Source organism: Polaromonas sp. UBA4122 (assembly GCA_002381615.1).
GTDB lineage: Bacteria > Pseudomonadota > Gammaproteobacteria > Burkholderiales > Burkholderiaceae_C > Polaromonas.
This window is the reverse complement of record DFWY01000053.1, coordinates 15,103-40,887: the sequence shown is the minus strand read 5'-3', so window position 1 is coordinate 40,887 and position 25,785 is coordinate 15,103. Positions and strand designations below refer to the sequence as shown.

Below are 25,785 nucleotides of genomic sequence, written 5' to 3'. Positions count from 1 at the left end.
CTGGTGGGCTGGGAGATGTGTATAAGAGACAGAGCTTACCCAGGAACGTGTCGGCCTAACCGATGCGCAGATGTCGCAGCTGGATCAGTCCAACTCGCGCTTCGCCCCGCAGCTAAGTCAGGTCGCGGCGCAGGAGAGGGAAACCCGTCGCCAGCTCCGTCAGGAGATGACGTCGGGAGGCCAACCGAACCAGCAGCACGTGAGTGAGCTGCTCGACGCATCGTTGCGATTGCAGAAGCAGCGCATCTCGATCGTCGAAGCCGAGCAGAAGGAGCTCGCGCGGTTCATGACCCCGGTGCAGCGAGCGCGGTACATCGCCCTCCAGCAGCAGTTCCGGCGACGCGCGCAGGAGCTCTCCGGACAGAATGGATCGCCGAAGGCCGGCATGGGCCTGCAGCAGCGCGGTCGACCCGGCTTGAAGAAAAGGCCCTAGCATCCTGGCGCATTTTTTCGCCACCCGATGTGATAGAGCCCTTGATCCGATGGATTGAGGGCTCTTTTATTGCCTTCGACCTTCTCATGCCTGATTTCGCACACCATCTGTCACGACTGCTTCAGTCGTACACGTATCCCGTACTCGTGGCGCTGGTGCTACTCGAGAGCGTGGGCATCCCGCTCCCCGGTGAAATCGCGCTGGTTACCGCGGCCGCTTATGCGTCTCTCGGACATATCTCGATTGTCATCGTGATCATTCTCGCCGCGCTCAGCGCCATCGTCGGCGGAATCCTGGGGTATTGGATCGGGATCAAAGGCGGACTGCCGCTCGTCGTGCGGTACGGCGGTTATATCGGCGTGAGGAGATCCCACATCGAACGGACCCACGCTTTCTTCGAGCGGAACGGCGCGAAGACAATTCTGTTCGGACGGTTCATCGCGATTCTGCGGACGTGGGCAGCGGTGGTTGCCGGGGCGGCGTGCATGTCGTTCACGAAGTTCGTGATCTACACAACCATTGGCAGCATTGCCTGGGCAGTCGTATTCGGCTCCCTTGGCTACTTTTTCGGACACGACCTGCCGTTGCTCCAGAAATACATCTCGCGTACAAGTTTTGGAGTATTGGTGCTGGGCGCTGTCGCAATCCTGGTCTACTATATCATTCAGCGAAGAAGATCGAAATTGGCGCTTGCCGCGGAGACGGACACGCCCGCGACGATCGAAAATCGCGCCGATCTCTCGTGACACGGCAGTCGATCGGCTAAATTGGGATCACGCCCGGGTGGCGGAATCGGTAGACGCACGGGACTCAAAATCCCGCGGCCTATGGCCTTACGAGTTCGAGTCTCGTCCCGGGTATTTCTCTAAGGCTCGCTGGGTGCGAGCGAGCGGCGGCGCCCGCGAATTCTCGCGACCGTCTTCTTCGTCAGGCCGCGCACTCTCTCCGGCAGCTCATCGAAGTACGTATAAAATACGGGCGTCACGTACAGAGTCACGAGCTGCGAGAACGCCAGTCCTCCGACCACCACAACACCGAGCCGGCGGCGCGCATCAGCGCCCGAGCCCGTGCCCAACGCGATCGGGAGTGTCGCCATCAGCGCCGCGAACGTTGTCATCATGATCGGACGAAAACGCACGCTGGCGGCCTCGACGATCGCCTCCGTCGGCTTTTTGTTCTTACTGCGCTCTGCCTCGAGTGCAAAATCGATCATCATGATCGCGTTCTTCTTGACGATGCCGATCAGCAGGATGATGCCGATGATGCCGATCACCCCCAGATCCGAGCCGCTGATTATCAGGGCCAGCAACGCGCCGACACCAGCGGAGGGCAGGGTCGAGATAATCGTCAGCGGGTGGATATAGCTTTCATACAACACGCCCAGCACGATGTAGACGCAGACCACGGCCGCCAGAATCAGCCACAGCTGGTTGGCCAGGGACGACTGGTAAGCCCCCGCCGCGCCCAGGAAGGTCAGGGTCACGCTGGCCGGCAGGGCGATGTCTTGGGCTGCCTGCTTGATCTCATCCACCGCCTTGCCCAGCGACACACCGGGCGCCGTGTCAAACCCCAGCGTGGTGGCCGGGTACTGGGCCACATGGGTGATTTGCAGGGGCGCAGGCCGCTCGGTAATGGTGGCGATCGCCGATAGCGGCGTGGTGCTGCCAGAACCGGTTTTAAGGGGCAGGTTGCCCAAAGACGCCGGTGTCGTCAGCGTGTCGGGCCGGGCCTCCAGAATCACGCGGTACTGGTTGGTCTCGGTAAAAATCGTGGAGACGATGCGCTGTCCAAAGGCGCTGTATAGGGCGTCGTCAATCGACGAGGTGGTGATGGCCAGGCGCGACGCAGTGTCGCGGTCCACCGTGATGTAGGCCCCCGCACCGCTGGAGCCGGCATCGGACGCCACATTGCGCAGGCTTGCCAGCTGCTGCATGCGCTGGGCCAGTGTGGTGGCCCATTGCACCACGGTGGCGTTGTCAGAGCCTTCGAGCGACACGCGAAACTGCGTCGGACCGGTTTCGGCGTCAATCGTCAAGTCCTGCGTGGGCTGCAGGTACAGCGTGACGCCCGCGACCTTGCCCGCACGCTCGCGCAGCCGGTCCATGGTGGCCTGCTGGCTGCCGGTGCGCACGCGTTTGAGGTTGATCAGCATGCGCCCGGTATGCAGCATGGTGTTGTTGGCTGCGTCCACACCGATAAAGGAGCTCAGGGTCTCCACATCAGGGTCTTCAAGAATGGCCTTGGCGGCCGCTTGCTGCAGCTCGGCCATGCGCGCGTAAGAAACCGACCGTGCGGTTTCAACGCGCGCCTGCAACTGGCCCGTGTCCTGCGTGGGAAAGAGCCCTTTGGGAATCAGCATATACAGCAGAACTGTCAGCAGCAGCGTGCCAAGTGCCACCAGCAGTGTGATGCCCTGGCGCTTGAGCACCCAGCTCAGCCAGCGGTCATAGCGTGCGATCACGCCCTCAAAAAAATGTTGCAGCCGGGCTCCGATCCTGCCGGCCTTTCCCTCGCCTTGGTCTTTGGGCTCATGCTTGAGCCAGCGCGCCGACATCATGGGAACCAGCGTGAGAGACACCACTGCCGAGATCAGGATGGTGATGGCCAGCGTGATGGCAAATTCGCGGAACAGGCGGCCCACCACATCGCCCATGAAGAGCAGCGGAATCAGCACGGCAATCAGCGAGATGGTCAGGGAAATGATGGTGAACCCGATCTGCTTGGCGCCCTTGAGCGCCGCTAGCATGGGCTCCTCGCCTTCCTCGATGTAGCGCGAGATGTTCTCGATCATCACGATGGCGTCGTCGACCACGAAGCCGGTGGCAATCGTCAGCGCCATCAGGCTGAGGTTGTTCAGGCTGTAACCCAGCAGGTACATCGCGCCGCAGGTTCCGATAAGGGAAATCGGTACGGCCAGGCTGGCAATCACGGTGGCGCGCAGGCTGTGCAAAAACGCAAAGATCACCAATACCACCAGCAGCACGGCCAGCACCAGCTCCATCTCGACGTGCATCACCGAGGCACGTATGCCGGTGGTGCGGTCACTCAGTACCTCCACCTTGAGAGCAGTGGGCAGGCCGGACTGCAGCTCGGGCAGGCGCGCCTTGATGGCGTCGACCGTAGCAATTACATTGGCACCGGGCTGGCGCTGCACATTGAGGATGATGGCGGGCTTCAAGCCAGACCAGGCACTCAGCTTGATGTTTTCGGCGCTGTCAACTACGTTAGCAACATCCGAGACGCGCACCGCTGCGCCGTTGCGGTAGGCAATGATCAGGTTTTTGTAGTCGGCGGCCGCCAGCAACTGGTCGTTGGAATTGATGGAGTAGGCGCGGGTCGGGCCGTCAATGTTGCCCTTGGCACCATTGGCATTGGCGGCCGCAATCGCGGTGCGTAGCGAATCAAGCGCCAGCCCATAAGAGGCCAGCGCCCGGGTGTTCGCCTGGATGCGCACGGCAGGGCGCTGGCCGCCGCTGAGCGACACCAGGCCGACGCCGCTGACCTGGCTGATTTTCAGGGCCAGCCGTGTGTTGACGAGGTTCTGCACCTCCGTCAGTGGCAGGGTGTCGGAGGTGATGGCCAGCGTCAGCACGGGTGCATCGGCCGGGTTGACCTTGGCATACACTGGCGGAGCAGGCAGGTCGGCCGGCAGCAGCGAGCCTCCGGCGTTGATGGCGGCCTGCACCTCTTGCTCGGCAACATCCAGCGTGAGCCCCAGGCCAAACTGCAGCGTGACGATGGATACCCCGGCTGCGCTGGTGGAACTCATGCGCTGCAGCCCGGCCATTTGGCCGAACTGGCGCTCCAGCGGTGCCGTCACGGTTTGCGCCATCACCTCGGGGCTGGCACCGGGGTAGAGGGTCTGGACCTGAATCGTCGGGTAGTCCACCTGCGGCAAGGCCGACAGCGGCAAAAACTTGAAACCGACCAGACCTGCCAGCACAATGGCCACCATCAGCAGAGAGGTCGCCACCGGCCGGAGGATGAAGGGACGGGAGGGACTCATGGCATGGCCCTGCTCAGAGGGGTTTGACTCAAGCGGCTGGCTCATGACCCCTCGGCTTGTGAGGCACGGCGACGGCGCTGTGGACTGGAGGCTTGCGCTGCGGGCGCGTCGGCTCCAGCGCTCTGGCCTTGGCGCTTAGCACCTACACCTGCGCCTTTAGGCGCGTCGCCCGGCAGCACCACCCGCGCGCCGTCCTTGAGCCGGTCCGCGCCTTCGGTGATGACGCGCTCGCCCGCCTGCAGGCCAGAGGTGATCACGATTTTTTCAACCGTCGCCTGGCCCCCCTGCACAGGCCGCAGGCTGACGGTGCGCTCGGCGCTATTGACCACATAGACATAGTCACCGGCGGGTCCATGGTGCAGGGCCGTCACCGGTACCATGACGGCGTTGTCAATGGTTTTGACCAACAGCTGCACATTGACAAACTGGCTCGGAAAAAGCGTCAGCTTGCTGTTTGCAAAGCGCGCTTTGGCCTTGATCGTGCCCGTCTGTGTATCGACCTGATTGTCCAGCGAGGCAAACACGCCGGTGTCCAGCGTGCTGGAGCGATTTTTATCGAGCGCGGTGACCTTCATTGTTGCGCCTGTGCTGACGACCTGCTGCAACTCGCCCGCCTGGTCTTGCGGAACGGCAAATACCACATCAATCGGCGTGACCTGCGTGATCAGGGCTACGCCGTTGGCGTCGCTACTGCTCACCACATTGCCGACGTCCACGGTACGCAAACCGATGCGGCCGCTGACAGGTGCCACGATGCGTGTGTAGCCCAAATTCAGGCGGGCTGTGCCTTCCGCTGCCTTATCAATCACCACCGTGCCTTCCAGCTGTTTGACGAGTGCCGCCTGAGAGTCGACGTCCTGACGGGCAATCGAGTCCTGCTCGAGCAGGGTTTTGTAGCGCTGCAAGGTCACTTTGGCGCTGTCCAGTTGCGCTTCATCGCGCTGGCGCTGCCCCGTTGCCTGCATCTGCGCCAATTCAAACTGGCGGGGGTCAATGGTGGCCAGCAGGTCACCGGAACGCACCATTTGACCTTCCTTGAACAGCACTTTTTCCATCACGCCGGACACTTGGGGGCGCACCTTCACGGTGGCCTGCGGCGTGACGGTACCGAGGGCTTCCAGAATAATTGGAATGCTGGCCCGCTCCGCCATGGCGACGCCTACCGTGGAGGGCGGTGGACTGCGCCTGCCGGCCGCGCCACCAGGGCTGCCCGGCCCGGCGGCCGTGCTGCCCGCTTCGGGTAAAGGATGGGTCAGGTGCCACGCCAGCCAGCCGGTGCCGACCAGCGCAAGAACCGCAACAATGCTGCCAATGATCGATGCGCGGCGACCAAAACGTTTACGGGGGCTTGAGTCAGCGCCGCTGTGCAGCGCCTCGAATTCTGGATCCATCACCTGTCCTTGTTGATCGCCGCCAAGGGGTTTGTCGCGGCATTTTCTGTACTGGATGGGTTCTGTCATCTGCAGGGTTGGCAGGATGCCGGTGCGCATCTTTTAGCCGGCTAGCAATAATTATCACTGCAACCCTTTACCCTCAGATATGCTGCTCAGAACAGGCGCGTAAATGTGCGGTAAAGCCGACCCCGCCCTTTTTAGCCTTGGTCAGACCTGGGCCGATGGCCGCCTTGGCTGACAGGAGATGACGGAAATTGCTAGTTTTTTGATAGCTTGTCAGGCCCGTACTGCTTGCGCTAGAGCTCTATTTATTGCTTGAAACCGGGAATCTGTCTCCGGCGCTCGTCACGCCGGGATAGCTGCTGTTCTCAAGTTTACTGGGGCTGGAAGCCGCTGGCCTTGATGATGCGTGCCCACGTCTGGCTGTAGGCTTGCTCGCGGCTGGCGAGCTGCTTTGGTGTCATGTAGCCCACGGTCAGGCCCATGGCGGTGAGGCGGTCGCGCACATCGGGCATGGCTACGACCTTGGCCAGGGCGGCCGAGAAACGGTCAATGGCGACTTGCGGTGTGCCGGCCGGTGCAAAAATACCGTAATAGGGCACATCTTCAAATCCCGCCAGTCCCAGCTCGGCAAAAGTGGGCACCTCGGGCAGGATGGCTTGGCGCGCACCGCCCAGCACGGCAAGCACGCGGATCTTGCCCGCTTTGTGGTTTTCGATGAAATCGGGAATGGAACCCACCCCGGCATTGATTTGGTTACCCAGCATGTCGCCCATCATGGGCGCGCTGCCGCGGTACGGGGCCGACTGCAAGTCCAGCTTGAATTTCTGGCCGATCACCTGGACCAGGAACTCGGGCACCGAGGCCGGCGCAGGCACGCCCACTGTGCCCTTGCCCGCGCCTTGGTTGCGCACCCAAGCTACATATTCGTTCATTGACTTGGCGGGTGTCCCACCCGACACGGCCAGCGCATTGACGAAGGTGGCAAAGCCGCCCACGGCCACAAAGTCACGCGCCGGATCAAACCCCGGGTTCTTCATCACCAGCGGGAGAATCGATATGGTGTGGTCGTGCGACAAAAACAGCGTGAGGCCATCCGCTGGTGCGGCCTTGAGCGTCTGGGCCGCAATCTGGCCACCAGCGCCAGCTTTGTTTTCCACAATGACGGGCATGCCCAACTGGTCTTTGAGCTTGTCTGCCAGCGTGCGGGCAATCGCGTCGGTGCCGCCGCCGGGAGGAAAACCTACCAGCAGCTTGACGGTGCCGCTCTGCGCTTGAGCGAGCCCAGCCAGCGATAAGGCACCAAGGGCAACCAGGGTGGTCAGCAGGCGCCGAACGTGTTTTGGAAGCGAGTGAACCATGGGGGCTCCAGTAAATGAATGTAAAACCTTCAATGTCGCCACTTTAGCAAGTTTTTTCTGGTCGCCGAAGTTGCTGGACTGGGCCTGAATTGGGCCTGGGCATGTGCCGTCAAAACCATATGATCAGCAGTTGTATTAACGTCAGGCACGGAAGCTTCGTGGGCACACCGTGAACACGAATGTCGGATTGATCGGCCTGGGCGCCATGGGCAACGGCATGGCTCGATCATTGCTCCGTGCGGTCTACAACGTGCCCGCGTTTGACGTGCGGCCCGAGATAGCCCAGGCGTTTGCAAAGACGGCGGTGTGGCTTGGGCCACACCGGTCGAGCTGGCTGCAGGCGACGTGACCATGCGGCCAAACCCGACATTGCCGCGTGGGAGTGGCAGCCATGGGCCGACGGTATCGCGCAGCTGGCCTCAGAAACCGGAGCGATGTGCAAGCTCTCCGGCCTGGTGACCGAGGCCGGCCGCACACCCGGGCCCGGCGTCGTGCGGCGATGGGGTGACCATGTGTTAGCGTGCTTTGGGGCAGCACGGGTGGTGTGGGGCAGTGACTGGCCGGTGCTGGAACTCTCAGGCAGCTATGCGCAGTGGTGGGGCGAAACGCAGCAGTTGCTGGCCCACCTGAGCCCGCAAGAGCAGGCCGCCATCATGGGTGAGAACGCGAAACGCCTCTATCGGCTCCAGGACGCCGCCGTCTTTAAAATCACGCCATCATTTTTTCATTGAGAGAACCTCGTGTGACTGAATTTGCTTCGGCCAACCCCCGCACTCCCCAGCTTCTCATTTGCAGGGCCGACTACTACAATCCCATGCATGCCAGCGCGCTGGTCCTGCTGCTGGACGCTTATGCGCAGGACCCGGCCGGCGGCGGCGAGTCGCTCAGTGACTATGCAAAAAGTCACCTCGTCAAAGAGCTGGCCGCCCATCCGCAGGCTTTCAGCGTACTCGCGTTTGACGGCGCCCAGCCCGTGGGCCTGGTCAATTGCATCGAAGGCTTTTCCACCTTTGCCTGCCGACCGCTGGTCAACGTTCATGACGTGGCCGTGCTGCCCAGCCACCGCGGCCAGCGGGTCGGCGAGCAGATGCTGGCGCTGGTGGATGAGATTGCGCGCGAGCGCGGCGCCTGCAAGCTGACGCTTGAGGTGTTGCAGGGCAACGCCAGCGCGATCAAGCTCTATGAGCGCGTGGGTTTTGCCGGCTACCAGCTGGACCCCGCCATGGGCGTGGCGCAGTTTTTTCACAAATGGCTGGATTGAGGGTTGGACGGCCTCTGGGGGGCGGAGGGGATGCCGCGCCATCCTTTTTACTATCAAATAAATAGCTGCTTACGCCCATGCTGTAAGGGCTATAGGCCGATTTTATCATTAAATTATCAGCAAAAAACGCATGCGGCGACCGTGCCAGTTCGCAAGCCTTGCAGTGAATCTTCCCAATATCGATCCGGCGCTTTTTGCACCACCCGAGGCCGCCTGGCCAGCGAAGAAGTGGCCCGCTTGCCGCTGGCCATGCGGCTGAACCAGCGGGCTGTATATTTTTTTAATCATTTATTGCCATAGCGCCCTATCTACGGGCACAAGCAGCTCCTGATTTAATAGCGCTGGCGTCGCTGGCGTCGCTGGTGGCAATGCTGCTCACCGGCTCAGTCCCCCTGGCTATCTTCCAGCGCAGTTTGACCAGACGCTCGGCACAACCCACAGCCGACCCGCGCTGTCACACAAGTGCCATTGAACTGACATGAGCGCGTCACCCCCAGCTTTCAGAATCGCCGCATGACTTGCACGATGGATCACGCGATGGGAATGAATTTGAGCAAAGCCGGTGAGCAGGGTAAGCGGGGAACAGGCGTCAGCCAAGGCCCCAGCGCGGCCATTCACGACCTCGACAAGCAGCGCCTGCGCATTCTGCGCTGTACGGCGCAGGCCATGGCCAGTGGCCCGGGTGGCTTGCGGTTCAAGGCGGGCACCCGACCGTGGCTGGATGGGCTGTCGGGTGGTCGCCCGGCATCGGCCACTGCAGCCGGCCGATGCGAGAAAGCGGTTTCGCAGGTCGCGGGTGATTGATCGTCAAAGCTCCATTTAGCCCCTTCGACGGGGCTTTTTTCAGCGCATCGGTGTGAGTGGTTTTAGTGTTTTCAGACACCCAGCAAACAAGGAGTTAGCCATGAAAGAACTGCCCAATCCCACTTTTGCATTGTCGCCCGTCGCAATGCCACGGGGGTCACTTCATCAAAGCCGTCATGCGGTCAGTCAAGCTCCTGTTCAAAGGCCTGCAGTGGGGAAAATCTCGGTCAGCTGGGCCCGGCACCAGGACGAGGTCCGGCAGGCGCAGCGGCTGAGGTACCAGGTGTTTGCGCTGGAGATGGGCGCAACGCTGTCGAAAACCTTGCCCGGCCATGACGTCGATCTGTTTGACGACTACTGTGAACACCTGCTGGTGCGTGACGCGGAGAGTCGGGAGGTGATCGGCACTTACCGGGTACTGACGCCGACGCAGGCCAAGCGCGTGGGCAGCACCTACAGTGACATCGAGTTCGACCTGACACGGCTGCGCAGCCTGCGTGAGCGCATGGTGGAGCTGGGCCGCAGTTGCGTGCACGCAGACCACCGGCATGGCGGCGTGATTCTGGCGCTATGGGGCGCGCTGGCCGAGTTCATGTCGCGCAACCAACTCGACACCATGATTGGTTGCGCCAGCATTCCGATGCAGCACAACGGCGTGTCCAGCGGGCATGCAGCAGCCAGCATCTGGCGCCAGGTCAGGCAAACGCATCTGGCCGCCATCGAGTACCAGGTGACGCCGCGCCTCGCCTTGCCGGTTGAGCAGCTTGACGATTCGCTGGATGTGGAGCCGCCCACGTTGATCAAGGGGTACCTGCGGCTGGGCGCCAAGGTGCTGGGTGCGCCTGCCTGGGATCCGGACTTCAACTCGGCCGACTTGCCCATGATGATGCGCATCGCTGATTTGCCACCGCGTTATTTGAAGCATTTTTCCGGTAATCCAATGGAGGCGTGATGAGAAACATCTTTGACGCTTTGGGAGCGCTCGCATCAGTTGGTGATGGGTTCGTACCGGGCCAGGACGACGACGCGGACTTCCTGCGCAAGCGCTACCGCACAATTTTCATTTCCGACCTGCACCTGGGTACCCCCGGCTGCCAGGCGCTTGCCCTGCTGGACTTCTTGAAAGCCCATCCCAGCGACAACCTGTACCTGGTGGGTGACATCGTTGATGGCTGGCAGCTGCGCCGCAGGTGGTACTGGCCGCAGTCCCATAATGACGTGGTGCAAAAGCTGCTGCGGCGCGCTCGCAAAGGCTGTCGCATCATTTTCGTTCCTGGCAACCATGATGAGTTTGCGCGTGAATTTATGGGCCACCAGTTTGGCGGCATCGAAGTGATTGACGAAGCTGTCCACATCACCGCTGACGGCCGCCAGTTGTGGATCATTCACGGCGACTATTTCGATGCGGTGGTGCAATGCGCCAAATGGCTCGCCTATGTGGGCGACAACCTCTATGAATTCACACTCAAACTCAACCGGCATCTCAACCGCCTGCGCGCCCGCATGGGCTTGCCCTACTGGTCGCTGTCGGCTTACCTGAAGCAAAAGGTCAAGAGCGCGCTTAACTATGTCACCGACTTTGAAGTGGCGGTGGCCAACGAAGCGCGCCGTCGTGGCCATCAGGGCGTGGTTTGCGGCCACATTCACCGCGCCGAAATGCGCGACATCAACGGCGTGTTGTACTGCAATGACGGCGACTGGGTTGAGAGCCGCACCGCGCTGGTCGAGAACTTCGACGGCACGCTGGAGCTGTTGCATTGGGCTCCAGCCCATGAAACCCAGCGTCGTGGCCAGGCTGATGTGGCGGTGACTGCATGAAGATCGCGCTGATTACCGACGCCTGGCAGCCTCAGGTTAACGGCGTTGTCACCACCCTGGTAGAACTGGTGCGTGAGCTTGAGGAACTGGGGCATCAGGTTGAAGTGATTCATCCCGGCCTGTTCACTACCCGGCCTTGCCCGGGCTATGCCGGGATTGACCTGGCAGTCCGCCCCAAGCGCCGCCTGGCCGTCAAACTGGACGTTTTTCAGCCAGAAGCCCTCCATATCGCCACAGAAGGTCCGCTGGGCTGGGCTGCACGCAGCTACTGCCTTAAACGCGGTTTGAGTTTCACGACGGCCTTTCACACCAAGTTTCCTGAAATCCTCCATGCCGCCCTCAAAATTCCCTTGTCGTGGGGCTATGCGCTGTTTCGTTACTTTCACAAGCCTTCTTCCGGCGTGATGGTTCCAACCAACGGCGTGCTGTTCATGCTTGAGCAGCGGGGGTTTCGCAACCTGCGCAGCTGGACGCACGGTGTGGATACGGAGCTGTTTGCCTTCCAGCCCCAACCTCTCCTGTACCCGCCCATGGGTACGCTGGTGCGACCGGTCTCGCTGTTTGTGGGGCGGGTGTCGTACGAAAAAAACATAGAGACTTTTTTGCGGCTGGACATTCCCGGTAGCAAAGTCGTTTGCGGGGTGGGGCCGCTGGAGCCGTCGCTCAGGGAACGCTATCCGCAGGTACGCTGGATGGGCGTGTTGGCTAGAGGAGAGCTGGCAAAGGTGTACGCCGCGGCCGATGTGTTTGTATTCCCGAGCAAGTCGGAAACCTTTGGTTTGGTGATGCTGGAAGCCATGGCCACCGGCACGCCGGTGGCCGCCTTCCCGGTGGATGGCCCACTGGAAGTGCTGGGAAAACCTGACGGAAGTTGTCACGGGGGTGTCATGGACGCCGATTTGCAGCAGGCTTGTTACAGCGCGCTGGCTGTGCCGCGTCATGAGCCGCGTGCGCGTGCCTTGGACTTCAGTTGGGCGCAGGCCGCGCAGCTGTTTGAAAGTAACCTGGTTGCTGCCCAGAAAATTACCGCTTGCAAGCCCGTCAATGCCGGTGCAACATCCGTCAAAAGTACTGTCACACCTTTGTCATCAAATCAGTAAACACTCAGGCTTACCTTTGATGACAAAAAATTTTCTTGTTGATGCCCACTTCACCCATCCCGGTGGCCTCTGCTGCGCCACCCGTCCAGTTATTGGACCGCGACCTCAGCATTCTCTCCTTCAATGAGCGGGTACTGGACTGGGTAAAGCGCCCGGATGTGCCGCTGCTGGAGCGCCTGAGATTTCTGTGTATCGTGTCGTCCAATCTGGACGAATTTTTTGAGGTCCGTACGGCACCCCACCTGACGGCCACCCAAAGCAACGAGCAAAAGGGCCTGTACACGGTCCAATCTTTCAAGGCGCTTTCGGCGGCCGCACACGACATCGTGGCAAACCAGTATTCGCTTTACAACGACTGTCTGCTACCTGCCTTTGAACAGCACGGCATTCGTATCGTCTCGCACGGGGAACGCGACGTGGCTCAGCGGCGCTGGGTCAAAGCCTATTTCGAAAGGGAGGTGCGGCCCTTGCTGATTCCGGTTGGCCTGGATCCCTCTCATCCGTTTCCACAGGTGGCCAACAAGTCGCTGAATTTCATTGTCCGGCTCGGTGGGCATGATGCCTTCGGACGTCAGAACGAAATTGCCATCGTCAAGGTCCCGCGGGTAGTGCCGCGCCTGATTCACATGCCGAGCCGCAGCAAGGGCAGCAGAGATAGAAAGGGCATGCTGTTTGTTTCGCTGTCCAGCATCATTCGGGCCCATCTGGCGGAGCTTTTTGCAGGCCGGGAAGTGGGGCAGTTTTCCCAGTTCCGCGTCACCCGGCACTCCGATCTGGCGTTGGATGAAGACGACGTGAAAAATCTGCGAACAGCTTTGCGCCAGGGTCTGGAGCAGCGCAACTACGGCCAGGCCGTTCGGCTGGAAGTGTCGGCCGGCTGCTCGCAATACTTGTCGGACTTTTTGCTCAAACAATTCAACTTGCCGGCGCTCGCCCTGTACCGGGTGCCAGGCCCAGTCAACCTCGTGCGGTTGACCCAGCTGGTGGACTTGGTCAATGATCCCAAGCTTCTTTTTCCCCGCTACAACGCCTGCTACCCCACGCAGCTGCAGCCCGGGCAATCTTTTTTTGAGCGGCTCAAGCAGGGCGATGTGTCCATTCACCAGCCGTTTGAGAGCTTCGACGGCGTCCTGGACTTTCTACGCGAGGCGGTCGACGATCCCCAGGTACTGGCGATCAAGCAAACCATATACCGTACGGGTGCGGATTCGGAAATGATGGTGTTGCTGCGGGAGGCTGTTCGCCAGGGCAAGGAAGTCACCGTGGTGGTGGAGCTCAAGGCGCGTTTCGATGAGGAAGCCAATATCAACTGGGCAGAAATGCTGGAGTCGATTGGCGCACAAGTGGTTTACGGCGTGGTGGGTCTGAAGACCCACGCCAAAATGCTGCTGGTGACCCGGCGCGAGGGGCGGAACCTCATCCGCTACGGCCACCTGTCTACCGGCAATTACAACCAGGGTACGGCCCGCCTGTACACCGACGTGAGCTACCTGACGGCCGATCCTCTGTTGACTTCGGACATTGACAATGTATTTGTGCATCTGGCCAGTCAAAGCCGCTTGCCCAAGTTGCATCACCTGCTGCTGGCGCCGTTTCAGCTGCAACGCAAACTGGTGGAAAAAATAGATGCGCTGGGTGAAGCTGCCCTGCAGGGCAAAGACACACGCATTGTGGTCAAGATGAATGCGCTGACCGACCAAGACCTGATGCTGGCCCTGGTCAGGGCGGGGCAGCGCGGTGTGAAAATTGATTTGATTGTGCGCGGCGCCTGCATGCTGCCGGCCCAAGTGCCCGGCGTGACGGACAACATCCGCGTACGTTCGGTGATTGGCCGTTTTCTTGAGCATTCGCGTGTGTTTTATTTCCGCTGCGCTGAGGAAGAAACGCTGTATCTCTCAAGCGCCGACTGGATGAACCGCAACATGCTGCGCCGGGTGGAGCTGGCCTGGCCAGTGACCGATCCTGTCATTCGCCAGCGCATCATTGATGAATGCCTGGTCGCCTACCTGCACGATGACTGCGATGCCTGGGACTTGCAGCCGGACGGCACGTATGCGCGCGTGAATCCGCCAGACCCGGCGCAGCGCCACGGCGCACAGGCGGCCCTGATGGCGCGCTACTCGTCGTCACCCAACCACTGGGGAAAATAACACATGGACCTGATCTTGTGGCGTCATGCAGAGGCAGAAGACTGGCCCGAAGGTGATCCGCTGGGAAGCCGTGATCTAGAGCGTGCACTCACGCCACGCGGAGAAAAACAGGCCTTCCGCATGGCCAGCTGGCTGGACCGGCAGTTGCCCGAAGGTGCGCGCATTGTGGTGAGCCCGGCGCGGCGCTGCGAGCAGACGGCTCTGGCGCTTGGGCGCAAGTACAAGATCCGTACTGAGCTTGCACCCGGTGCAACGGCCGCGCAGTTACTGGAGCTGGTGCAATGGCCCCTGAGTAAATCGCCGATTCTGGTGGTGGGGCATCAACCCACGCTGGGGCAGACCATTGCGCAACTGCTCGGTTTGCAGGAAAGCGATTGCCCCGTCAAAAAGGGCGCCCTCTGGTGGCTTCGCAGCCGTGACCGTGACGGCCATAGCCAGACCGTCGTGGTGACCGTGCAGTCGCCTGAGATGCTTTGAGCAGACCTCTGCGGCGCTTACTTTTTGAGAGTAGGCCGGCCTGTCTTGATGGTGGGAACCTGCTCCAGGGCCGTCAGGAATGCCGCGTCGGACAGAGCGACCAGGATTTTGATGCCGGCGCGCAGCAGCTCGCTTTTTTTGGCAGGGCGGGTCAGTTTGGCTGCGCGCTGTTTGAGCTCGTCGAGCGCCACGTATTCGGCTTTTGGAATGGTAAAGCTGTCACGGACCAGTTTGGGCTTTTTGGCTTTGACGGCTTTTTCAAGCTTTGCCGGGGCAAAGGCTTTGGAAAGAGGCGCCTTGGCGGTGGCCTTTTTGGGAGCGGCTTTTTTTACAGAGGATTTTTTGACAGCAGCTTTGCCGTTGGGAACTTTGCTGAAGGGCAATTTTGCCGGCGCTGACGGGGTTGCTTTTTGTTTTGCCGGCGTCTCGGGCGCAGCCGGTACAGGTACCATTTTTATGGTTGTCATGAAGATTTCCTTTGAAATAAATGGTACGAATAAACCGTTTATATAGTTTATACCGTTTAAAAAAAAGGGCAACCCTGCGAATTTACAACCCGGAAACGATCAGTGTCCACGGTGTTTTTTGCCAGGCCAGCACTTCTTCCTGCAGCAAATACGCCGATTGAGGAAAGGCCTCGGCCCAGCCGGGCCTGCAGTTCAGCACGAAGAGCCGCCCGGGCTCGGCAACGGATTCAAGCCGTAGGTCCTTGAGGTCAGGGTCACGCCGGGCATGACACAAAATGACCGCCAAGCGCAGGCAGAGCAACTGCTGGACAAATACCCGATCCTCGAAGTCGGCCTCCAGCTTGCGCAATTTGCCGCGATGGCCCAGTACCAGCAGGCCCAGGCGGTGCAATTCGGGCAGGGCGAAGCCGGGCGCGTCGGCATTGTCCAGAATGTAGGCGCCATGCTTGTGGTAGTCGCTGTGTGAAATCTGGCTGCCAATCTCATGGAGTTGCGCGGCCCACTCCAGTTTGCGCTGGTAGCGCTCCGGTTCAGCACGGGGCACGCCCGTGCAAGCCATCTGGAACAGGTGCATCGAGACTCTACTGACCCGCTGGGCCTGCACGGCATCCGCATTGAATTTACTGGCCAGTCGCTGCACAGACGTAGAGCGCAAATCGGTCAAATCCTGCTCGCGGTCCAGCAGGTCGTAGAGCACGCCGTGGCGCAGGGCGCCTTGCGCCGCTTCCATCTGCTCAATACCCAGCAGATCAAACACGGCCCTGAGCACACTGACACCGCCGCCAATGACTGCGCGCCGGTCATCCTTGATGCCATCGAGCTTCAGGCGGTCGGCGCTTTGCGCTTTGAGCAGGCGCTCGAGTAGCCAGTCCAGGCCTTCACGCGTGACAACACCGGGTGACCAGCCGGCGGCAGCCAGAACATCGCTGACGGCCCCGATGGTGCCGGAAGAGCCATAGGCTATATCCCAGGTGCCTGAATGGTAGGCGTTGACGGCTTCATCAAGGACTGCTTTGGCGGCAATTTCAGCCATCTCGAACGCGCGTGGGCTGAACTGTCCGTCGGAGAAGTACTTCATCGACCAGGCCACACTGCCGACGCGGTAGGACTCCATGGTGCGCGCTTCAAGGCCTTTGCCTACGATCATTTCGGTGGAGCGACCGCCGATATCCACTACCAGCCGCCGTTCTTCCGACTGCGGCAGCATGTGGGCCACGCCCTGGTAAATCAGGCGGGCTTCTTCTTGGCCTGAAATGACATCAATGGAAAATCCCAGGATTTTGTGGGCGTTCGCCAGAAATTCTTCGCGATTGCGGGCTTCGCGCAGTGTCTGGGTGGCAACCGCCCTGACCTGCGTTCTTTTAAAGCCCGCCAGCCGCTCGCCGAAGCGGGCCAGACAGTCCCAGCCGCGCTGCATCGCCTCTAGAGTCAGGTTGCGGTCGGCATCGAGTCCGTTACCCTGGCGGACCGTTTCCTTGAGGTATTCGGTCCGGTGGATCTGTCCGTGGTCGAGGCGGCCTATTTCGAGGCGAAAGCTGTTGGATCCGAGGTCCACAGCGGCGAGGCGGGTTCCGTTTTGCATGGCTGGCTTTGGTTTGACAAGGTCAGCATAGCATTCACGCGAAACCCGCATCAGCATGCCAGACCCTAACCAATCAGCCGGCCATCGACCGACATCATGCTTTGCGTGACATAGGTGCTGCTTCTGCGCTGGGCGTTAAAACTGACACGAAAACCACCAATATCCAGGCTGGCTCGCCGCTGAAAGGCTGCCAGGGCGCTCTGGCGTGTCAGCGGGCCTTCGACGTCATTGAGTACTTCATAGGTGTACCGGGCGGCAATGAAGCCGGCCAGGCTTAGCGGGGTGGGAGGCTCGTCAAACAGGCGTGAGAGCGTTTCACGGTAGGCCCTGACGATCGGCAAGCTGGCGTTGACCAGCGGCACCGGCTGGGTCGCGATCACCGGCATGTTGCGCGAAGCGCCCATCTGCAGCAGGGTCTGAAGGTTGACGTCGGCGAGGGCCACGATGTAGCGCTGACGCGCCTGTTTTCCCAGGCCTTGCGTGAACGCGGCAAGCTCCGGCGTGCCACCCACAAACAGCAGCACAGCGGGGGTAGTTGGCGTCAGCCTTTGGCTCAGCAGGCGCAAGTCACCCGTTCCCTGGAATGACTGCAGTCTTAGCTGCATGCCAGCAGCAATGCGTTCAAGCTCGACATGGTAGGAGGTGTGGTCCTGCGCTGTTCCGTAAATCGCACCCAACTCCTTCAAGCCCATGACCGACAGGGTTTTCAATGCGAAAGCAATCTGCTCCTGTCGTGCTGCGAAGATGGGAAATGTCCTGTCGTCGATTTCGAGGCTGGCGTTTTGCAGCCAGGGTGCTGCGTGAGCGATGTTCAGACCACCCTGAAGCGAAAGGGCCAGGATCTGGCTGGCGATCTGGTCGCCGACACTGCCGGACAGGACCATGCACGAAGGGTTGTCCTTGACCGAGTCCAGCGCCGTGCGCAGACTGGCCGGCGTGCCGTCCGTTTCAACCGCAAGATGCTGCACCTGCCTGCCGCGAATACCTCCGCGTGAGTTGATGTCCTGCCAGGCGGCGCGTGACCCGATCAGAAAATCCTTGGACACGTCCTGCTGTGCCTGCGAGAAGTCAACAACCTGCGCAACGACGACGCTGCGTGACGATGCGGCCGATTTGCCAGGCTGCGCCCAGCCCGGTGCGGCAGCGCCTGCCGTCAGCAGGCTGACACGCTGCAGCAGCTGGCGACGACTGCAGACTGGCTTTTGTAAATGCATGGCTGATTCCCAAGCGGTGCCGTGCCCGCCGTTCGATGTAAAGTACTGTGGAATTAGTAGCGACCAGCGTCCGCTAAGACGGGGCGTTGGCCTGAAAGACACGGGATGCGAGGCTTTGAGCTTGGCGTTGCTAGTGCTTCGCTGGAGGAATCGGAACGCTGTCTATGATATGCACGACGCCATTGGTCGCGGAAATATCGGCCGTTTGAACCATGGCTTCCTCAATGATGACGAAGTCGCCTGCTTTGGAGAGAGCCACACTGGCGCCGTTGACGGTTTTGCTGTTGCCATTTTTGACGTCAACAGCCATGACTTTGCCTGGAATAAGGTGGTAAGTCAGGACAGCCTTGAGTTTGGCCGGGTCTTTGGCAAGTTCGCCCATGGTTTTTGCGGGAACTTTTGCGAAGGCTTCGTTGGTAGGCGCAAAGACAGTAAAGGGCCCCGTCCCTTTGAGCGTGTCGGTGAGCCCTGCTTTGGTGAGCAGACTGTTGAGCATACTCAGTTGCGGCGTGGCGGCGATGGTGTCTGCCACCGACACTGGGTTTGAGCGGGTGGCGCAGCCGGCGAGGGCGGCAACTGCTGCGACGACGAATAAAATACGGCGGTTGAACATGATGTCGATTCTCCTGATTAATACAGTGCGAAGAATAGGAGAGGTCAATGTCAATTTAGTGACGGAAATATGAACTTTTTATGACACAAAACGCCAATGGAAGCCATTAGCAGGCCCGGAGCGATCTGTCATATTTTTGTCACACAAGGACATTACATTGAGTGCTTGTTTCCTACCAACCCAAGAGGTGATTTTATGAAATTGAGTTTCAAAGCTTCGATGACTGCTGTGATGGGCGTAGCCGTCATGTCGTTTGCCACGTTGTCGGCTGCCCAGGATGTGACAGGTGCCGGTTCGTCTTTTGTGGCTCCCATTGTTTCAAAATGGGCGTCGGACTACAACAAGGCCACAGGTGTAAAAATCAACTACCAGTCGGTGGGTTCGGGCGCTGGCATCAAGCAGATCGAAGCCAAAACGGTGGACTTTGGTGCATCAGACATGCCTCTGACAGATGAGGAACTTACCAAGAAAGGTCTCATGCAGTTCCCGGTTGTGATCGGTGGCGTCATTCCTGTGGTGAATATCAAGGGAATTGCACCGGGCCAACTCAAGCTGACCGGCCCTGTCCTGGGTGATATTTATCTCGGCAAAATCACCAAGTGGAGCGACCCCGCCATCAAGGCCCTGAATCCGACACTGGCCCTGCCCGATGCAGCCATTGCACCGGTTCGCCGTGCCGATGGTTCGGGCACTACGTTTATTTTCACCAACTACCTGAGCAAGGTCAGCCCTGAGTGGAAATCCAAGGTGGGCGAGGGTACGGCCGTCAACTGGCCTTTGGGCGCTGGCGGCAAGGGTAACGAAGGCGTGGCCGCATTTGTTGGCCGTCTGCCCAATTCCATTGGTTACCTTGAGTATGCCTACGTCAAACAGAACAAGATGACCTACGCCCTGATGAAGAATCTGGATGGCAACTTCGTGACCCCCAACGACGTGGCATTCAAGGCCGCTTCAGCAAGCGCCGATTGGGCCAAGAGCTTCTTCCAGATTCTGACCGAGCAGCCTGGCAAGGATTCGTGGCCCATCACTGGTTCCACCTTTGTTCTGATGCACAAGGTTCAGGATAAGCCAGCCAATGCGGCATCAGTCTTGAAATTCTTTGAGTGGGGCTTCAAGAACGGCGACAAGATTGCCAACGAACTGGACTATGTGCCAATGCCTGCTTCCGTGAAAACTGTGATCGAGAAAGCCTGGGGCGAGATTAAGGACGCGTCTGGTAAAGCTGTCGCTTACAAATAAGCAGTCTTTCTTCTGCAGCGACGTAGGATAGGGGTTTCTCATGTGTCCACTACACTTCCGGCTGGCCGGGCAGCTTTTGATGACCCGACGAAAGTGACCGGACGCGACATGAAGAATCCCCCTCCTGTAAATTTTGTACGCAGAAGCCCTTTTGCAGACCGGCTTTTTGGCTGGGCTGCACTTGGGGCGGCGCTGTTGACGCTGGGTTTGTTGATAGGCATTTTGACATCACTCTTCATTGGGGCGTGGCCTGCCATCAGCAAGTACGGTCTGGGTTTTCTGACCAACAGCGTATGGGATCCGGTCAAGGACGAGTACGGTGGGCTGGTCATGATTTATGGCACGCTAGCCACGTCATTGATCGCTTTGCTGATCGCGGTGCCAGTCAGCTTTGGCATTGCGCTGTTTTTAACTGAATTGTCTCCGGCCTGGCTCAAAAGGCCACTGGGCATAGCCATCGAACTGCTGGCCGCTGTGCCTTCCATCGTTTACGGCATGTGGGGTCTGCTGGTGTTTGGCCCGGTTCTCGCGACCTATGTACAGCAGCCTATGCAGAGTCTTTTTGGCAATGTGCCGTACCTCGGCGCCCTGTTTGCGGGGCCGCCGGTAGGCATCGGCATATTGTCTGCGGGAATCATTCTCGCGATCATGATCATTCCGTTTATAGCTTCCGTGATTCGCGATGTGTTCGAGGTCACGCCGGTGCTCCTGAAGGAGTCGGCTTACGGCCTCGGATCTACCACATGGGAGGTCGTTTACAAGGTAGTGTTGCCCTATACCAAAGCCGGTGTGGTGGGCGGCATCATGCTGGGGCTGGGGCGTGCGTTGGGCGAAACCATGGCGGTGACTTTCGTCATTGGAAATTTCAACCAGTTCTCCCCAAGCCTGTTTCAGGCAGCCAACAGCATCACGTCAGCCCTCGCCAATGAGTTTGCCGAGGCGGGCGAAGGTCTTCACCAGGCGGCGCTGATCTACCTGGGGCTGGTACTGTTCTTCATCACCTTTGTGGTGTTGTCGCTTTCCAAGCTGCTGCTGGCCCAATTGAAAAAAAATGAAGGGAGCAAGTCATGAACGCGGTGACGCATGATGCTCGCCTGGCCAAGTTCGCGCGCCGTAAAAGGGTCAACCAGGTGGCACTCATTTTGTCGCTGGCGGCCATGTCGTTCGGGCTGTTCTGGCTGTTCTGGATCCTGTGGGAAACCATACGCCTGGGTATTGGCGGTATTGCGCTCGCGACCTTTACCGAAATGACGCCCCCGCCCAACGAAGTTGGTGGCCTTGCAAACGCGCTCTATGGCTCTTTTTTTATGGTGCTGCTCGCCACTTTTGTGGGTACACCGATTGGCATTATGGCCGGCATTTATCTAGCCGAGTACAACATTAAGGGCTGGCTGGCCTCGGTGACACGGTTCGTCAACGATATTCTGCTGTCAGCGCCGTCAATCGTGATTGGCCTTTTTGTTTACGCTGTCGTGGTGTCCCGTTTTCATTCCTTTTCAGGATGGGCGGGGGTCTTGGCGCTGGCATTGATTGTAATTCCGGTGGTGATACGCACCACTGAAAACATGCTGCATCTGGTTCCGCCGGGTCTGCGCGAAGCGGCTTATGCGCTGGGTGCGCCCAAGTGGAAGGTCATCACCAGCATCACGCTCAGGGCCGCTCGCTCTGGGGTGGTGACCGGCATATTGCTGGCCGTAGCGCGCATCGCTGGTGAAACTGCCCCTTTGCTGTTCACGGCCCTGAACAACCAGTTCTGGACCTCTGATTTGGGCCAGCCCATGGCCAGCTTGCCTGTGACCATCTTCAAGTTTGCGATGAGCCCTTATGAGAACTGGCAGCAACTTGCATGGGCGGGTGTGTTCCTGATCACCCTGGCGGTGCTCGGTCTGAACATTCTGGCGCGCGTGCTGACGCGCAACAAAGCCTGACACAAAAGCTGATCGCCATCCATTCACACAACAAGACAAGGTTAAAGATGGACGCCATCGCTGCCCAACCCGAAAAGTCAAAAATAGTGGTCAAAAACCTGGACTTTTATTACGGAAAATTTCGCGCTCTAAAGGGCATCAATCTGGAAATCCCTGAGAATAAAGTCACGGCATTTATTGGTCCGTCAGGCTGCGGCAAATCAACCCTGCTGCGCATTTTTAACCGCATGTACGAGCTCTACCCGGAGCAGCGTGCGGAAGGTGAAGTCATGTTTGACGGCGAGAACCTGCTCACTTCCAAAAAAGATGTGGCGTTGATTCGCTCCAAAGTGGGTATGGTTTTCCAGAAGCCGACGCCGTTTCCCATGTCGATTTACGACAACATTGCTTTTGGTGTCAAGTTGTTCGACAACCTCAATGCGGCAGACATGGACGAGCGGGTCGAATGGGCGCTGCGCAAGGCTGCGCTCTGGTCCGAGGTCAAGGACAAGCTGAACCAGAGCGGTTCCAGTCTGTCGGGCGGCCAGCAGCAGCGGCTGTGCATTGCCCGTGGCATCGCCATCAAGCCGGAAGTGCTGCTGCTGGATGAGCCCTGTTCGGCGCTGGATCCAATTTCCACGGCCAAGATCGAGGAGCTGATTGCCGAGTTGAAAAGCGACTACACGGTGGTCATCGTGACGCACAATATGCAGCAGGCTGCCCGCTGCAGCGATTACACGGCCTATATGTATCTTGGGGATCTGGTCGAATTCGGCGCCACAAAAGACCTCTTTTTCAAGCCCAAGCGTGAAGAGACTGAAGACTACATTACTGGCCGTTTTGGCTGACAGGGACTGAGAGAAAAACATGTCTGATAATCATTTATCTACCCAGTTCGACAGCGAACTCAACGGCCTGTCCTCGCGTGTGATGGAGATGGGCGGCCTGGTTGAATCCCAGATTCGCCTGGCCATCTATGCGCTGTCGCAGTTCAGCACCGAGAGCGCCAACCAGGTGATCGAAACCGAAGCGCGCGTCAATGCCATGGAAATCGACATTGACCGCGATTTGTCTTCCATCATTGCGCGGCGCCAGCCCACGGCCCGTGATCTGCGCCTGTTGATCGCCATTTCAAAGACCACGGCCAACCTTGAGCGAGCGGGTGATGAAGCCGATAAAATCGCACGCATGGTCAATTCGATCATCGAAAGCGGCTCGGCCCGTGCTTTGCCGTCTTCCGAACTTCGCATCGCTGCGGAGCTCGCTTCCGGCCTGTTGCGCAAGGCGTTGGATGCCTTCGCCCGGATGGACACTGCCGCAGCGGTATCCATCCTCAAGGAGGACGACCAGATTGACAAGGAATTTGATGGCTTTGTTCGCAAGCTCATTACGTACATGATGGAGGACCCGCGCACGATTTCCGCAAGCCTGGATCTGTTGTTTGTGGCCAAAGCTATTGAGCGCGTGGGCGACCATGCCAAGAACATTGCGGAATTCATCATCTACATCGTCAAGGGTGCAGACGTCAGGCACACACCCATGGAGCAGGTTGAGTCTGCAGTAAAGTAATGGTCGAATGAAACATCTTCCTCGCGTATTGATTGTTGAAGATGAGCCGGCCATTGCCGAGCTGATTGCTGTTAACTTGAGGCATGGCGGTTTTGATCCTGTGGTTGCGCAGGACAGCGTAACGGCTCAGCGCGAGCTTGACTCTGTGCTGCCGGATGTCATTTTGCTGGACTGGATGCTGCCGGGACAGAGCGGCCTTGCGCTGGCACGCCACTGGCGAAAACAGGCGCGTACCAAGAGCACGCCCATCCTGATGCTGACGGCCCGGGGAGATGAGCCCGACAAGGTCGCCGGACTGGATGCCGGCGCCGACGACTACATTACCAAGCCTTTTTCCACCCAGGAGTTGCTGGCGCGCATTCGTGCGGTGCTGCGCCGCCGCGCGCCCGAGTCGGTGAACGACTGTGTCACCGTCGGTGCGCTGGTGCTGGATGCGGCAACACACCGCATTTCATTTCAGAATCAGGAGCTCAAGCTGGGCCCGACCGAGTTCAAGCTGCTTCACTACCTGATGAAGCATGCCGAACGCGTACACAGCCGCAGCGCATTGCTGGACAAGGTATGGGGTGACCATGTGTTCATTGAAGAGCGCACGGTCGACGTTCACATCAAGCGCCTGCGGGAGGCCTTGGGCACCGCCGGCACCATGGTGGAAACCGTTCGCGGTGCAGGCTACCGGCTGACGTCCGTCGCCGCCCATACCCTGGTTGCCGCGGCGCCATCCGGGACATGATCAATCGGTGGATCATTTTTGCTGCCTGCCTGTTTGCCGGCGGCGGCTTGGGGTGGTGGGCAGCAGCGAAAGACGGCCTCGGGCTTGGGTTGCTACTGGGGGCTTTCGTCTGGCTGGTGCTTGACAGCCTCTACGTGGGGCGGCTCCTCAGGTGGCTGCGCACCGAACAAAGCAAGGAAACGCCGGCCGACCTGGCCAGCACGGATGCCAGCCCGCCCGGCTTACCTGGTGTGTGGGGCGAGGTTGTCGACCGAACCCGCAGGCTGCTGAAGAACCGCGATCAGCAGTACCGGGAAAGCCAGGCACGCCTCGACGAGTTTTTGGCAGCCATGCAGGCCTCTCCGAGTGGGGTGGTTCTGCTTGATGCACAGGGGCGCATTGAGTGGTGCAACCAGATGGCGACGCAGCATTTCGGGTTTGATGCCCAGCGCGATGTGATGCAGCACATTGGCAATTTGGTCCGCGAGCCGGCCTTCAATGCTTATATGGCCTCGGGCGATTTTTCGCACGACGTGGTGATTCCCGGCAACTTCAGCACGCCGGCACGACCCCTCAAATTGTCGGTGCATGTGCATGGGTATGGCAAAGACCGCAAACTGCTGCTGTCGCGCGACATCACCGCCGTCGAGCTTGCGGAAGCCATGCGCCGGGATTTTGTGGCCAATGTGTCGCATGAAATCCGCACGCCGCTGACTGTCGTGTCCGGCTTCATTGAAACTCTGCAAACCCTGCCTCTGAAGGAGGCTGAACGGAGCCGTTATCTGGCCCTGATGGCGCAGCAGTCCCAGCGCATGCAGACACTGGTGAGCGACTTGCTGACCCTGTCCCGTCTGGAAGGCAGCCCGTTCCCGGGCGCCAATGACTGGATGACCACCAGCGCGCTGTTTGCCCAATGCGAGCAGGAGGCTAGGGCCTTGTCTGTGCTGATTGCGCCGCAAGGGCATCAACTGGAGTTTGAACCCGGTCCCCCTTGTGAGATCTCAGGTATACAAACCGAGCTTTACAGTGCCATGTCCAACCTTGTAACCAACGCGGTGCGTTACACGCCTGAGGGTGGCCTGGTCCGCGTCAGCTGGACACTGCTGGAGGATGGACGCGGCGAATTCAAAGTCAAGGACACGGGTCCGGGCATTGCACCTGAGCACCTGCCGCGCCTGACCGAGCGGTTTTACCGGGTTGACCGCAGCCGCTCACGCGAGACAGGCGGAACGGGGCTAGGCCTTGCCATCGTGAAGCACGTAGCCCAGCGTCACGGCGCCGAATTGCACATTGAGAGCCAGCCGGGGCATGGCTCGTGCTTTTCAATCATCTTTCCGGCAGCACGCGTTCGTCGGCTTCAGGCTGCTTGAATCTTGCGGGCGCTCGTCCGTTCGCTTTGCTGGACTGCGTACCACAACAAGCCCAAAAGGCATGTCGCTACCAGACCGATAGCAATGGTGCTGGCGGCCCCGGCCCGCAACGCCCTCATAAGCCAACTGGTAGCAGATAAGCCAGCCCGACCGGGATACCCAGCCTGGCAAAAGTGCCTAACTGTAACCAGTCGGGCCGCTTCATGGGCCGCCAGATGCAAAAGGGTTCGTAAAGATCTTGTGTCAGCAGCAGCACCATCACCACGGCCAGTATCAGCACAGCATATATAGTTAACCACCAACGTAGC

Annotated in this window: 25 protein-coding genes and 1 tRNA gene; 19 read left to right on the top strand and 7 right to left on the bottom strand. The window is 59.5% G+C overall.

Features of this window, described 5'->3' with window-relative positions:
• Positions 1 to 70: 70 nt before the first annotated feature.
• From B3F77_RS07195 to B3F77_RS07185, 3 genes are all read left to right on the top strand, one after another.
• Complete coding sequence (locus B3F77_RS07195; protein ID WP_293604300.1) at positions 71 to 433, top strand: hypothetical protein; 363 nt, start codon at positions 71 to 73, stop codon at positions 431 to 433.
• Between the two features lie 86 nt (positions 434 to 519).
• The gene (locus B3F77_RS07190) at positions 520 to 1,179 is read left to right on the top strand and encodes a DedA family protein (RefSeq protein ID WP_293604299.1); all 660 of its coding nucleotides are present in this window, start codon (positions 520 to 522) and stop codon (positions 1,177 to 1,179) included.
• 31 nt (positions 1,180 to 1,210) lie between these two features.
• Positions 1,211 to 1,293 (top strand) — tRNA-Leu (locus tag B3F77_RS07185).
• Positions 1,294 to 1,298: 5 nt separating this feature from the next.
• On the opposite strand, the gene B3F77_RS07180 is transcribed toward B3F77_RS07185, so the two are convergent.
• The 3 genes from B3F77_RS07180 to B3F77_RS07170 all read right to left on the bottom strand — a co-directional run bounded on the left by B3F77_RS07180 (position 1,299) and on the right by B3F77_RS07170 (position 7,194).
• A complete protein-coding gene (locus B3F77_RS07180) occupies positions 1,299 to 4,439 on the bottom strand; it encodes an efflux RND transporter permease subunit (RefSeq protein WP_293604298.1) in 3,141 nt (1,046 codons plus the stop codon).
• 41 nt (positions 4,440 to 4,480) lie between these two features.
• Complete coding sequence (locus tag B3F77_RS07175; RefSeq protein ID WP_293604297.1) at positions 4,481 to 5,830, bottom strand: efflux RND transporter periplasmic adaptor subunit; 1,350 nt, start codon at positions 5,828 to 5,830, stop codon at positions 4,481 to 4,483.
• A gap of 377 nt (positions 5,831 to 6,207) precedes the next feature.
• Positions 6,208 to 7,194, bottom strand: coding sequence for a Bug family tripartite tricarboxylate transporter substrate binding protein (locus B3F77_RS07170; RefSeq protein WP_293604296.1), 987 nt, complete (start codon positions 7,192 to 7,194; stop codon positions 6,208 to 6,210).
• 169 nt (positions 7,195 to 7,363) lie between these two features.
• On the opposite strand from B3F77_RS07170, the gene B3F77_RS07165 reads away from it, so the two are divergent.
• From B3F77_RS07165 to B3F77_RS07125, 9 genes are all read left to right on the top strand, one after another.
• Complete coding sequence (locus B3F77_RS07165; protein WP_293604295.1) at positions 7,364 to 7,543, top strand: NAD(P)-binding domain-containing protein; 180 nt, start codon at positions 7,364 to 7,366, stop codon at positions 7,541 to 7,543.
• On the top strand, positions 7,485 to 7,925 hold the full coding sequence (locus B3F77_RS07160; RefSeq protein ID WP_349678393.1) for an amidohydrolase family protein: 441 nt from the start codon (positions 7,485 to 7,487) through the stop codon (positions 7,923 to 7,925). Before B3F77_RS07165 ends, B3F77_RS07160 begins: the two co-directional genes overlap by 59 nt.
• A gap of 11 nt (positions 7,926 to 7,936) precedes the next feature.
• Positions 7,937 to 8,455: a GNAT family N-acetyltransferase gene (locus B3F77_RS07155; protein ID WP_293604293.1), complete on the top strand. Its 519-nt coding sequence runs from the start codon at positions 7,937 to 7,939 to the stop codon at positions 8,453 to 8,455.
• Between the two features lie 513 nt (positions 8,456 to 8,968).
• The gene (locus B3F77_RS07150; RefSeq protein ID WP_293604292.1) at positions 8,969 to 9,259 is read left to right on the top strand and encodes a hypothetical protein; all 291 of its coding nucleotides are present in this window, start codon (positions 8,969 to 8,971) and stop codon (positions 9,257 to 9,259) included.
• A gap of 100 nt (positions 9,260 to 9,359) precedes the next feature.
• Positions 9,360 to 10,211: a GNAT family N-acetyltransferase gene (locus B3F77_RS07145; protein WP_293604291.1), complete on the top strand. Its 852-nt coding sequence runs from the start codon at positions 9,360 to 9,362 to the stop codon at positions 10,209 to 10,211.
• Complete coding sequence (locus B3F77_RS07140; protein ID WP_293604290.1) at positions 10,211 to 11,077, top strand: UDP-2,3-diacylglucosamine diphosphatase; 867 nt, start codon at positions 10,211 to 10,213, stop codon at positions 11,075 to 11,077. The genes B3F77_RS07145 and B3F77_RS07140 overlap by 1 nt, the downstream gene beginning before the upstream one ends.
• Positions 11,074 to 12,177 carry a glycosyltransferase family 4 protein gene (locus B3F77_RS07135; protein ID WP_293604289.1) on the top strand — a complete coding sequence of 368 codons (1,104 nt, stop codon included), beginning with the start codon at positions 11,074 to 11,076 and terminating at the stop codon, positions 12,175 to 12,177. Before B3F77_RS07140 ends, B3F77_RS07135 begins: the two co-directional genes overlap by 4 nt.
• A gap of 41 nt (positions 12,178 to 12,218) precedes the next feature.
• Positions 12,219 to 14,327 carry a polyphosphate kinase 1 gene (gene ppk1 / locus B3F77_RS07130; RefSeq protein ID WP_293604288.1) on the top strand — a complete coding sequence of 703 codons (2,109 nt, stop codon included), beginning with the start codon at positions 12,219 to 12,221 and terminating at the stop codon, positions 14,325 to 14,327.
• 3 nt (positions 14,328 to 14,330) lie between these two features.
• Positions 14,331 to 14,804, top strand: coding sequence for a SixA phosphatase family protein (locus B3F77_RS07125; protein WP_293604287.1), 474 nt, complete (start codon positions 14,331 to 14,333; stop codon positions 14,802 to 14,804).
• 17 nt (positions 14,805 to 14,821) lie between these two features.
• On the opposite strand, the gene B3F77_RS07120 is transcribed toward B3F77_RS07125, so the two are convergent.
• From B3F77_RS07120 to B3F77_RS07105, 4 genes are all read right to left on the bottom strand, one after another.
• Entirely contained in the window at positions 14,822 to 15,271 is a 450-nt protein-coding gene (locus B3F77_RS07120; RefSeq protein ID WP_293604286.1) for a hypothetical protein, read from the bottom strand.
• An 82-nt stretch (positions 15,272 to 15,353) separates the two neighbouring features.
• Entirely contained in the window at positions 15,354 to 16,853 is a 1,500-nt protein-coding gene (gene ppx / locus B3F77_RS07115) for an exopolyphosphatase (RefSeq protein WP_293604285.1), read from the bottom strand.
• A gap of 65 nt (positions 16,854 to 16,918) precedes the next feature.
• Positions 16,919 to 18,067, bottom strand: a complete 1,149-nt coding sequence (locus B3F77_RS07110; protein WP_293604284.1) for an ABC transporter substrate-binding protein — start codon at positions 18,065 to 18,067, stop codon at positions 16,919 to 16,921.
• A gap of 130 nt (positions 18,068 to 18,197) precedes the next feature.
• Entirely contained in the window at positions 18,198 to 18,680 is a 483-nt protein-coding gene (locus tag B3F77_RS07105; RefSeq protein WP_293604283.1) for a fasciclin domain-containing protein, read from the bottom strand.
• 195 nt (positions 18,681 to 18,875) lie between these two features.
• Between B3F77_RS07105 and pstS the strand changes: the two genes are divergently transcribed.
• The 7 genes from pstS to phoR all read left to right on the top strand — a co-directional run bounded on the left by pstS (position 18,876) and on the right by phoR (position 25,477).
• A complete protein-coding gene (gene pstS / locus B3F77_RS07100; protein WP_293604282.1) occupies positions 18,876 to 19,919 on the top strand; it encodes a phosphate ABC transporter substrate-binding protein PstS in 1,044 nt (347 codons plus the stop codon).
• A 108-nt stretch (positions 19,920 to 20,027) separates the two neighbouring features.
• The gene (pstC, locus tag B3F77_RS07095; protein WP_293604281.1) at positions 20,028 to 20,990 is read left to right on the top strand and encodes a phosphate ABC transporter permease subunit PstC; all 963 of its coding nucleotides are present in this window, start codon (positions 20,028 to 20,030) and stop codon (positions 20,988 to 20,990) included.
• Positions 20,987 to 21,847, top strand: a complete 861-nt coding sequence (pstA, locus tag B3F77_RS07090; protein ID WP_293604280.1) for a phosphate ABC transporter permease PstA — start codon at positions 20,987 to 20,989, stop codon at positions 21,845 to 21,847. The genes pstC and pstA overlap by 4 nt, the downstream gene beginning before the upstream one ends.
• A 47-nt stretch (positions 21,848 to 21,894) precedes the next feature.
• On the top strand, positions 21,895 to 22,674 hold the full coding sequence (gene pstB / locus B3F77_RS07085) for a phosphate ABC transporter ATP-binding protein PstB (protein ID WP_293604279.1): 780 nt from the start codon (positions 21,895 to 21,897) through the stop codon (positions 22,672 to 22,674).
• A 19-nt stretch (positions 22,675 to 22,693) separates the two neighbouring features.
• The gene (gene phoU / locus B3F77_RS07080; protein WP_293604278.1) at positions 22,694 to 23,395 is read left to right on the top strand and encodes a phosphate signaling complex protein PhoU; all 702 of its coding nucleotides are present in this window, start codon (positions 22,694 to 22,696) and stop codon (positions 23,393 to 23,395) included.
• A 7-nt stretch (positions 23,396 to 23,402) separates the two neighbouring features.
• Positions 23,403 to 24,128 carry a phosphate regulon transcriptional regulator PhoB gene (phoB, locus tag B3F77_RS07075; protein WP_293604277.1) on the top strand — a complete coding sequence of 242 codons (726 nt, stop codon included), beginning with the start codon at positions 23,403 to 23,405 and terminating at the stop codon, positions 24,126 to 24,128.
• A complete protein-coding gene (gene phoR, locus B3F77_RS07070; protein WP_293604276.1) occupies positions 24,125 to 25,477 on the top strand; it encodes a phosphate regulon sensor histidine kinase PhoR in 1,353 nt (450 codons plus the stop codon). The genes phoB and phoR overlap by 4 nt, the downstream gene beginning before the upstream one ends.
• Positions 25,478 to 25,785: the final 308 nt, after the last annotated feature.

What these genes read in the sequence shown, in the direction of transcription:
- B3F77_RS07140 (WP_293604290.1), top strand. Translation starts at nt 10,211, where the DNA reads ATGAGAAACATCTTTGACGCTTTGGGAGCGCTCGCATCAGTTGGTGAT.
- B3F77_RS07105 (WP_293604283.1), bottom strand. Translation starts at nt 18,680, where the DNA reads ATGTTCAACCGCCGTATTTTATTCGTCGTCGCAGCAGTTGCCGCCCTC.
- B3F77_RS07175 (WP_293604297.1), bottom strand. Translation starts at nt 5,830, where the DNA reads ATGGATCCAGAATTCGAGGCGCTGCACAGCGGCGCTGACTCAAGCCCC.
- B3F77_RS07135 (WP_293604289.1), top strand. Translation starts at nt 11,074, where the DNA reads ATGAAGATCGCGCTGATTACCGACGCCTGGCAGCCTCAGGTTAACGGC.
- B3F77_RS07170 (WP_293604296.1), bottom strand. Translation starts at nt 7,194, where the DNA reads ATGGTTCACTCGCTTCCAAAACACGTTCGGCGCCTGCTGACCACCCTG.
- pstB (WP_293604279.1), top strand. Translation starts at nt 21,895, where the DNA reads ATGGACGCCATCGCTGCCCAACCCGAAAAGTCAAAAATAGTGGTCAAA.
- pstA (WP_293604280.1), top strand. Translation starts at nt 20,987, where the DNA reads ATGAACGCGGTGACGCATGATGCTCGCCTGGCCAAGTTCGCGCGCCGT.
- B3F77_RS07145 (WP_293604291.1), top strand. Translation starts at nt 9,360, where the DNA reads ATGAAAGAACTGCCCAATCCCACTTTTGCATTGTCGCCCGTCGCAATG.
- pstS (WP_293604282.1), top strand. Translation starts at nt 18,876, where the DNA reads ATGAAATTGAGTTTCAAAGCTTCGATGACTGCTGTGATGGGCGTAGCC.
- ppk1 (WP_293604288.1), top strand. Translation starts at nt 12,219, where the DNA reads ATGCCCACTTCACCCATCCCGGTGGCCTCTGCTGCGCCACCCGTCCAG.
- phoB (WP_293604277.1), top strand. Translation starts at nt 23,403, where the DNA reads ATGAAACATCTTCCTCGCGTATTGATTGTTGAAGATGAGCCGGCCATT.
- phoU (WP_293604278.1), top strand. Translation starts at nt 22,694, where the DNA reads ATGTCTGATAATCATTTATCTACCCAGTTCGACAGCGAACTCAACGGC.
- pstC (WP_293604281.1), top strand. Translation starts at nt 20,028, where the DNA reads ATGAAGAATCCCCCTCCTGTAAATTTTGTACGCAGAAGCCCTTTTGCA.
- B3F77_RS07190 (WP_293604299.1), top strand. Translation starts at nt 520, where the DNA reads ATGCCTGATTTCGCACACCATCTGTCACGACTGCTTCAGTCGTACACG.
- ppx (WP_293604285.1), bottom strand. Translation starts at nt 16,853, where the DNA reads ATGCAAAACGGAACCCGCCTCGCCGCTGTGGACCTCGGATCCAACAGC.
- phoR (WP_293604276.1), top strand. Translation starts at nt 24,125, where the DNA reads ATGATCAATCGGTGGATCATTTTTGCTGCCTGCCTGTTTGCCGGCGGC.
- B3F77_RS07180 (WP_293604298.1), bottom strand. Translation starts at nt 4,439, where the DNA reads ATGAGTCCCTCCCGTCCCTTCATCCTCCGGCCGGTGGCGACCTCTCTG.
- B3F77_RS07110 (WP_293604284.1), bottom strand. Translation starts at nt 18,067, where the DNA reads ATGCATTTACAAAAGCCAGTCTGCAGTCGTCGCCAGCTGCTGCAGCGT.
- B3F77_RS07150 (WP_293604292.1), top strand. Translation starts at nt 8,969, where the DNA reads ATGACTTGCACGATGGATCACGCGATGGGAATGAATTTGAGCAAAGCC.
- B3F77_RS07120 (WP_293604286.1), bottom strand. Translation starts at nt 15,271, where the DNA reads ATGACAACCATAAAAATGGTACCTGTACCGGCTGCGCCCGAGACGCCG.
- B3F77_RS07125 (WP_293604287.1), top strand. Translation starts at nt 14,331, where the DNA reads ATGGACCTGATCTTGTGGCGTCATGCAGAGGCAGAAGACTGGCCCGAA.
- B3F77_RS07195 (WP_293604300.1), top strand. Translation starts at nt 71, where the DNA reads ATGTCGCAGCTGGATCAGTCCAACTCGCGCTTCGCCCCGCAGCTAAGT.